Annotated in this window: 7 protein-coding genes and 1 pseudogene; 4 read left to right on the top strand and 4 right to left on the bottom strand. The window is 68.3% G+C overall.

Annotated elements, in window-relative coordinates:
• Positions 1–327 (top strand): transposase (locus tag ACGFU7_RS41910; protein WP_393703425.1); only part of this gene is annotated, 327 nt, incomplete at its 5' end.
• 360 nt (positions 328–687) lie between these two features.
• Here ACGFU7_RS41910 and ACGFU7_RS41915 read toward each other — a convergent pair.
• On the bottom strand, positions 688–4,047 hold the full coding sequence (locus ACGFU7_RS41915; protein ID WP_393703426.1) for a right-handed parallel beta-helix repeat-containing protein: 3,360 nt from the start codon (positions 4,045–4,047) through the stop codon (positions 688–690).
• Between the two features lie 369 nt (positions 4,048–4,416).
• Entirely contained in the window at positions 4,417–5,451 is a 1,035-nt protein-coding gene (locus tag ACGFU7_RS41920) for an IS110 family transposase (protein ID WP_393703428.1), read from the bottom strand.
• 319 nt (positions 5,452–5,770) lie between these two features.
• Here ACGFU7_RS41920 and ACGFU7_RS41925 point away from each other — a divergent pair, with 319 nt between their 5' ends.
• Both ACGFU7_RS41925 and ACGFU7_RS41930 read left to right on the top strand, forming a co-directional pair.
• Positions 5,771–6,148, top strand: coding sequence for a transposase (locus ACGFU7_RS41925; protein WP_393703430.1), 378 nt, complete (start codon positions 5,771–5,773; stop codon positions 6,146–6,148).
• A gap of 71 nt (positions 6,149–6,219) precedes the next feature.
• Positions 6,220–6,762 carry a transposase gene (locus tag ACGFU7_RS41930; RefSeq protein ID WP_393703432.1) on the top strand — a complete coding sequence of 181 codons (543 nt, stop codon included), beginning with the start codon at positions 6,220–6,222 and terminating at the stop codon, positions 6,760–6,762.
• 18 nt (positions 6,763–6,780) lie between these two features.
• On the opposite strand, the gene ACGFU7_RS41935 is transcribed toward ACGFU7_RS41930, so the two are convergent.
• Complete coding sequence (locus ACGFU7_RS41935; RefSeq protein WP_393703434.1) at positions 6,781–7,032, bottom strand: hypothetical protein; 252 nt, start codon at positions 7,030–7,032, stop codon at positions 6,781–6,783.
• A 144-nt stretch (positions 7,033–7,176) separates the two neighbouring features.
• A complete protein-coding gene (locus tag ACGFU7_RS41940; protein ID WP_393703436.1) occupies positions 7,177–7,608 on the bottom strand; it encodes a type VII secretion system-associated protein in 432 nt (143 codons plus the stop codon).
• 5 nt (positions 7,609–7,613) lie between these two features.
• Between ACGFU7_RS41940 and ACGFU7_RS41945 the strand changes: the two are divergent.
• Positions 7,614–7,922, top strand: a pseudogene (locus tag ACGFU7_RS41945) (zinc ribbon domain-containing protein); the annotation flags it as partial.
• Positions 7,923–7,994 lie beyond the last annotated feature (72 nt).

Consider the following 7,994-nt stretch of genomic DNA (forward strand, 5'->3'; position numbering starts at 1 on the left):
CACCGTCGGCACACCATCGTGGAGCAGGTGATCGCGGACATGAAGGGCGGTCCGCCGGCCCACCTGCCCTCCGGCGACTTCCAGGCCAACGCCGCATGGCTCGCCCTCGCAGCGATCACCCACAACCTGATGCGCGCCCTGGGGGCCCTGGCCTCCACGTTCCACGCCAGAGCGACCACCGCGACCATCCGAGGCCAGCTCATCGACGTCCCGGCCCGGATCGCGCGCGGGGCCCGCCGCCTGACACTCCATCTGCCCCGGAACTGGCCCTGGCAGGACGCCTGGCAACAGATGTTCGCAGTCCTGCATCCCCCGCCACGTGTCTGACGCCCCATCCGACCCGCCCGCGAGGGCCCAAGACCAGTACACACGTGGAAAAGCTGGGCAAACCAGCAGCTACCCCATGCCCCGAAGCCCATCGCCGGCCCGAATCGCACCACGAAGGAGCGAAACGATCACTCGGGAATCAAGCCGGTGGATCCAGGCTCAGGCGAGCGGCGACGGTGCCCGACCCGCGACTGTTCCGATCTCGCTGCCGTCCCGGCGAGCGATGCAAGGGGCCGCAGCCCCCTGTACATCGAGATGCCCGAACTCACGCTGCCGGCCAGGGAAGACCGGAGCCCGCGTCGGCGGCCCACTCCTCCGCCCCGTAGGCCGCCGGACCACCCGCACTACTGACCACACGGTTCAGTGTGGGAAGGCGGGCGCCGGGGCCAGGGGCAGGTCCTGCGGAAGCAGCATCGTCAGTGCCTCCAGATCCGGGGCGCCGACGCTGCCGAGGCGGCCGGCTTGACGGGTCATCATGGTCTCGACAAGCTGACGGGCCAGTCGGGCGTTGCCGAACGACCGGCCGCGCGGCAGGCCGTCCAGATGGCCTCGCAGGGCATCCAGGGTCTCCGGCGCGCATTCGTAGCCGGCGGTCGTGGTCTGCTCCCCGATGATGGCGAGCAGTTCATCCGTCGAGTAGTTCTCAAACTCCACCTGCCGGGAGAAGCGTGAGGCCAGACCTGGGTTGGATTCGAGGAAGCGGCCCATCTCATCCGGGTAGCCGGCAGCGATAACGACGACCTCGTCCCGGTGGTCCTCCATCAGCTTCAGCAGGGTGTCGACCGCCTCACGACCGAAGTCCTGGGGGGAGTTCTCCGGGGTCAGAGTGTAGGCCTCGTCGATGAACAGCACACCACCGATGGCCTTCTCGAAGGCCTCGACAGTCAGCTGCGCGGTGTGGCCGATGTAGCGGCCCACCAGGTCGGCGCGGGCCACCTCGACGAGTTGGCCGCGCGGCAGAATACGGAAGGAGCGCAGCAGGTCCGCGTAGAGGCGCGCGACCGTGGTCTTGCCGGTTCCCGGCGGCCCCGAGAAGACCAGGTGATGGCTGATCTGGGGCGTGGGCAGGCCGACCGCCTCGCGCTGCCGGTAGGTGGTGAGCAGGTCGACGATGCCCCCGACCTCGCGTTTGACAGCTCCCAGTCCGACCATCCCGCGGAGCTTGGCGAGTACGTCGGAGTCTCCTGCGGCGTTGTCGTCACCCGACCGGACCTGGGCGGCCTCCGCCTCGCCGACGTCCTCGGGGAGGATCAGCATCAGGTCGGCCTCGCCCGCCTCGGGGAGCGCGGCCAGCCGGAAGGACTGCCGGTCGACCATCTCCTCGAAGACACGCCGGGCGGCGCGGCCGTTGCCGAATGTGGCGTTGCGACGCATACGGGAGAAGTGCACGTGGAGCGCCTGGCGTGCCAGCGGGTCGAGCGCGTAGCTGTGGCTGGTGCACATGTTCTCGGTGATGGTGATGAGTTCATCCACGGAGTAATTGTCGAACTCGACGGTGCGGGTGAAGCGGGAAGACAGGCCTGGGTTGGCGGCGAGGAAGTCCTGCATCTCCTTGGAGTAGCCGGCGACGATGACGACAGTCTCGTCGCGGTGGTCCTCGATGAGTTTGACGAGGGTGTCGATGGCCTCCTGGCCGAAGTCGGCGCCGGACCCCCTGCTGTCGGAGAGCAAGGTGTAGGCCTCGTCGATAAACAAGACGCCGCCGAGAGCCTTTTCGAATGCTTCCGTCGTCTTGATGGCCGTGCCGCCGATGACCTGGGCGACCAGGTCGGACCGGGACACCTCGACGATGTGCCCGGAGGGCAGCATGCCCAGGCTGGCGAGGATCGAGCCGTAGAGCCGAGCCACCGTCGTCTTGCCGGTGCCGGGCGGACCGGCGAAGACCATGTGCCGGCTCATCGGCGGTGCGGGGATGCCGAGCTGGGCACGGCGCTGGGTGAGGCGGCCAAGACTGATAAGGGTGTTGACCTGGTGCTTGACGCCCGACAGGCCGACCAGTGAGTCCAGTTCCGCGAACGCGCCTTCGGGTGCGGGGGTGGTCTCTACCGCCGGGGTGTTCTCCTTGACCGAACCGCCGCCTTCCGACCGGTCCGTGCCGGCACTGCCCTCCGCGGGCTCGGATCCCGGCCAGGAATCGGCGATCTTGTTGTCCGAGCTGGTGAGACCGTCCACGGTGAACCGCGTGCTGGACTTCGAATGCCGAAGCCCCGCCCCCTGGTTGGAGCGCACGGTGCAGGCGGTGACGGAGATCTGCTCGGCGCTGTCGAGGCGTATGCCGTCACCGATGTTGCCACTCAGTTCGCAGCCGCTGAGAGTGGCCCTGCCGCCTGCCGAGACCAGCACACCATGGGCGCTCGATCCGGTGACCCGGGCCCGGACGAGGGAGATGTCGCCGCCGTCCTCGACGGCCACGCCGGAGCGTGAGCTGCCGGTCACCTCGCAGTCGCGCAGCGAGCCGAGGCCGCCCTTGCCGATGGAGACACCGGCCTTACCCGCCGCGCGAAAGACGGAATTGCCGACATGCGGGTTGCCGTTCCTCTCGGTGCGCAGGCCGGCGCCGACGGTGTCCTGAATCTCGCAGTCCTCGAACCTGCCCCTACCTTCCTCCGTGACCAGCACGCCGGGCCCGCGGGAGCCGCTGACCCGCAGGCGCCGCAGCATCGGATTGGCTCCGGAGCGCACGGCGACCCCGACGCCACCCGCGCCGGAGACGTCCAGCCGGTCGAATTCCGCTCCGGACTCCTCGGCCAGCAGGACGCCGATGCCTTCGCTATCGGTGACCTTGGTGCCGGCGAGCACCGGATTGCTGGACTCGCTGACGTGGATGGCCGTCTGGGCGGCGGTCGTGAAGGTGCAGTCGACGAAGTGACCGCGGGCCCGGCCGGTGACGAACAGCCCGCTACCGCGAGTACGTTCGGTGTCGCAGCGGGTCAGTTGCGGATCGGAGCGGTTCGCCAGGACGATTCCATGGCTGGTGGTGTCACGGACATGGACGTCCTCCAGGACCGTGCGGGCCGCACTGGCGAGATAGAGGCCGACCAGCGAGCTGTGGACCGTGGTACGGAGCACGCCGACGCTGGAGTCGCCCTCCAGGGCCACGGCGGGTTTGTCCGTCGACGATATCTCGCAGTCCTCTATGGAGCCCTTGGACTGCCCGTTGGCGAGGACGCCGTTGCCCCGGGCGTCGCGCAGCTTGCTGCCGCGTACGGTGGCGCGCCCCTTCTCGCTGATGACGACGGCGGAGGTACCGAGGTGCTCGATGACGCAGTCCTCAAGCACGCTGCCAGCGGAGCCCGCCTCGACGACGCCGGCTCCGATCGGGTTGCTGACCCGGCAGCCGCGCATCGCCAGCGAGCCGCTGTTGCGGCTGAGCAGCGCCGTCCAGCCGGTGCCGAGGATTTCGCAGCCGTCCAGAGCGACCTGCCCACGAGCGGCGTCGACCACGGGCAGGTCGCCCTCGCCGCCACGCAGGAGCAGATCGGTGAGCATGACGGCGTCAGCCGCAAGGGTGATGGCGCTGCCCGAACGGGGAGCGATCTCCACGGAACCGCGCGGACCATCGGCGACGATGGTGACCCGGCTCTGCACGGTGAGGCTCTCGCTGTAAGTACCGGGACGGACGCGGATCACCGCGCCGGAGCGGGCCCGCGCGAGGGCCTCACCGATCGTCGGGTACTCGCCTGTGCCGTCCTGACCGACGGTCAAAATGTGGCGTGCCACGCCCGATCCTCCTCAGTCCTGGTGCTGCCTGCCCGACCTGAACCACCAAGTACGGCACGCAGTGACCATTGTGCCCCGCAGGATGGCCACTACCCACCCTGGCCTGCGGCGGACGGCCTAGTCTCGGACGCGGTCTGTGCTGCGGGAACGGCCGGCCGGGATGAGACTTTCAGAGGATACTCATAGTTGGCGCGCAGGATCCGTTTGGCGTGGCACTGACATTGATGCTGGTACTCAGGTTCCGGTGGCCGTGGCTCGGGCACTGACTGACGCCCTGCTGGGCTGTCCTCAAGTTGTTCTGTCCGGCCGCCGGGACCTGTTCTCATGGCTCCGGCCGGGCGGAACATGACCTGATAGCGCCTCTGTGCGTCAAGCAGCTTGAGCGAGGCGGTTCCGTTGGTCGCGTTTCATGATCCGGTAGACCACGTTGGACAGGCGTCGTTTGAGAGCCCTGCGAGCCTCCGCGGGCGTCTTTCCTTCCGTGATTTTGCGCAGGTAGTAGTCCTGCCCGCGTCCGCCGTCGCGGATCTGGCAGATGGCGATGGTGTGCAGCACCGAGTTCAGCGCACGGTTGCCGCCGGTGTTGAGCCGGTGGCGGACGTTGTTGCCGCTGGAGGCGTCCAGGGGCGCGCTGCCGGTGTAGCTGGCGAAGTGGTGCTCAGTGGGGAAGCGGGCAATGTCTCCGATATGGCCGATGACCTTGGCGGCCAGCACGGTTCCCAAGCCGGGCAAGGTGGTCAACGTGGTGCGGGTGGCGGCCACGGCCTCACGCATCTCGGCTTCATTGTTCTTGACTTGCCGGTCCAGGCGGCGCAGGTCGGCCAGCAGATCACGGGCTATGTCCCGGCGGCAGTTGTCGGTGGCTGTGACTGGTCGGATGCCCTTCATCAAGGCGGCGGCCTTGTCGGCCGAGAGTCCGGTGGGTGCTCCGCCGGGCAGGAGATCGCGCAGGACGGCGTGGAGTCGGTTGAGGACGCGGGTGCGCTCGTGGACCAGGTCGTCTCGCCGCTCGGTCAGCAGCCGCAGGATCGTGGTCTGGTCTTCCTGCACCACGGGCCGCAGGTCATGGCGGAAGAGGGCGACCTGGGCGACGTGGAGGGCGTCCTTGGCGTCGGTCTTGCGGTCTCCGCCGGTGGCCAGCAGCCGGGCCCGGGCCGACAGGGTGGAGGGCACGTCGACCACGTTCTCGCCCGCGGCGGCCAGCTGCTGGGCGAGAGAGCGGCCCAGGCCGCCGGCGCCTTCGACGGCGAAGCTGCGCTCGGGCCACTGCTCGCACCAGCGCATCAGTTGGCGGAAGGTTCCGGCGTTGACCACGAACCGGCGCTGGGCCACCTGGTGGCCTGCGGCGTCGACTGCGACGGCGGTGTGGGACGACTTGTGGGGATCGACACCGATCAGGATCACGGGCAGCCAGCCTTGCACTCGATGAGACAGCAACAAGAGTGCGGTGGGCACCCTGACTTGAAGTCACTGCGTCACCTTCATGCCTCTGTCGAGCCACACCGCGCGGGTGTCGGCCAGCGGCGGCACGCTATCAGTGAGCCAGCCCGAGGGCGGCAAGGAGCACTGCGGGCCCATGCCGACCGACACCCTGGACGCTACGGCTGCAGACCGAGCGTCTGGGACCGATTCAACAAGTCAGGAGCTTGGTCAGAAGCCCCCTCAATGTCCTGTCTGCGCCACCCGGCCGGCGCCCACCTTCGGCTGGGAAGGCAGTATCAGCATGACATCAGAGGTTGTGGAGGACGCCGCGGACCAGGTCGTGTTCGGCGGGGTCGACTCCCATGCCGACACCATTCACGTCGCAGTGATCAGCGACAACGGCGGCCACCTCGCGGACGCCGGGTTCGCCACCACCACCGCCGGATACGCCGCCGCCCTGGCCTTCCTGAACGCCCACGGCCGCGTGAGGGCGATCGGTGTGGAAGGCACCTCGTCCTACGGGGCCGGCTTCACCCGTGCTGCGGTCTCGCGCGGGCAGCATGTCGTTGAGGTCAACGCGCCCGATACGGGCAGCTCAAAGGGAGTGACCGCACCGACGCCCTGGCCCGGCTGCGGCCGGCCGGGGACGCCGTCCACACCACGGTCCTCACCGCACTGAAGAGTCTCGCCCGGCGCATCAAGGAACTGACCGCCGAGCACCAGGCCCTGGTCAAGGCCCTGGACAACGTGGTGAGCGTCCACAACCCCGGCCTGCGAGCCGCCTACGGAGTCGGCCCCGACACCGCCGCCCAGCTCCTGGTCACCGCGGGCGGCAATCCCGAACGCATGCGGACCGAGGCGTCCTTCGCCGCCCTCTGTGGAGCCGCACCCGTTCCGGCCTCCAGCGGCAGAACCAACCGGCACCGTCTCTCACGCGGAGGCGACCGGGCAGCCAACGCCGCCCTCTACCGCATCGCCCTCGTCCGCATGTCCAGCGACCCCCGCACACGCGACTACGTGGCACGACAGACCGCCGCCGGCCGCACGAAGAAGGAGATCATCCGGCTGCTGAAACGGGCCGTCGCCCGGGAGATCTTCCGCTGCCTGACCACCACGGTCGCCGTCCCCGCCATTGCCGACCTGCGGCCTCTGCGGCAGTCCAAGAACATCACCCTCACCGCCGTCGCCCGTCACTTCGGTGTCCGGCCCGCCACCATCTCCACCCTCGAACGCGGAATCCGCCGAGACGACAACCTCACCCACGCCTACCGCGACTGGCTCCACGCGGCCTGACCGTTAGACGCGAACACTTCACTCATAGACAGTGGCGGCCTGAAGCGCTCTGGCCAGGAAGGTCCAGTCCCCGCCTTCTGGGAGTTCCTTCCCGACGTTCTGGTACCAGCCCGGCGAGTCATGCATCCATGCCGCAAGAGCCTCAAGGAAGCGGTCGAGGCTCTGGCACTCCCATTCGTGTCCTCTGCGGAGGTAGTCCTGACGCAGTTCTCGAACGAAGGAGACCAGTTCGTCGCGGCTGCGGACTTCGTCGTCGGGAGTCAGTGACATGCAGCGAAAGTACCTTGCGCCTCGTGCCTCAGAACGCTTGACGAGCAATAGGAGCATCAGGTCGACATGATCCGGCAGGTCGGACGGCCGGTGCGTCCTGATGCGAGGACGACCCGCCGGCCGGCCTGCTCCCCGCTGTCGGTCTCAACCACTGACTCCTTGTCCGCCCGAGGTCCGGGCGGCTCCCATCGCCTCAGGCAACGGTTCCATCTCCACACTCACGGCCACCGCTCCCGCGGGATTGAGATACAGCTGATGCCCGGTCGGAAGCCGGTCAACGAGCTCCCGCACGGACAGGACCTCAAATGCCGGCTTTCCGGCACTTTCCAGGTGCACACTCGCGGTGAAGACCGAAACCACAGGAGAACCTTCGAGTGATGCGGCGGTGACCAGCCCTCCGTCCTGGCGCACATAGACGGCCACCTCCGCCAGTGCCAGGGCTTGCGGTACGTCTTCGGCCGGCCCGTACCCGGTGGCGGCACGCTGCACGGCCTCGTCCACGGGGTCGGTGGAATCCGGCCGGCCCAGCGCGGCGGGTGACGGCCGGTACCAGTTTGCGGGCTGCTGTGCGAACATATTGGGTACGGCTCCGCAAGGACCAGCGGGCACAACTACATTCGTGGAGCTTCCACCAGCTCGGCTCCTTCCTTGAGTACAAGGCACGCCGGGCCGGGGTGCCGCTGGTATACGTCGATCCGGCGTACACCAGCCAACAATGCTCCGAGTGCGGACACATCGACCGGAAGAACCGAGTCGATCAAGCAACGATCGCGTGCCGCGCCTGCGGCGTCACCATGCACGCTAACGACAACGCGTCCCACAACATCGACCGCAAGGGCGAGACCGTGTGGACCGCGGGGCGTGAGTCACGCGTCCCAGCCACCCCGTAGGTGGTCTGGACGGAGGAGACAACCCAGCAGCCAGTTGGGCTCTACCTCCAAGCCCGGTCCTTCAGGACCGGG

The organism is Streptomyces sp. NPDC048473, from assembly GCF_043200155.1.
Taxonomy (GTDB): domain Bacteria; phylum Actinomycetota; class Actinomycetes; order Streptomycetales; family Streptomycetaceae; genus Streptomyces.

What these genes read in the sequence shown, in the direction of transcription:
- ACGFU7_RS41925 (WP_393703430.1), top strand. Translation starts at nt 5,771, where the DNA reads ATGACATCAGAGGTTGTGGAGGACGCCGCGGACCAGGTCGTGTTCGGC.
- ACGFU7_RS41935 (WP_393703434.1), bottom strand. Translation starts at nt 7,032, where the DNA reads ATGTCACTGACTCCCGACGACGAAGTCCGCAGCCGCGACGAACTGGTC.
- ACGFU7_RS41940 (WP_393703436.1), bottom strand. Translation starts at nt 7,608, where the DNA reads ATGTTCGCACAGCAGCCCGCAAACTGGTACCGGCCGTCACCCGCCGCG.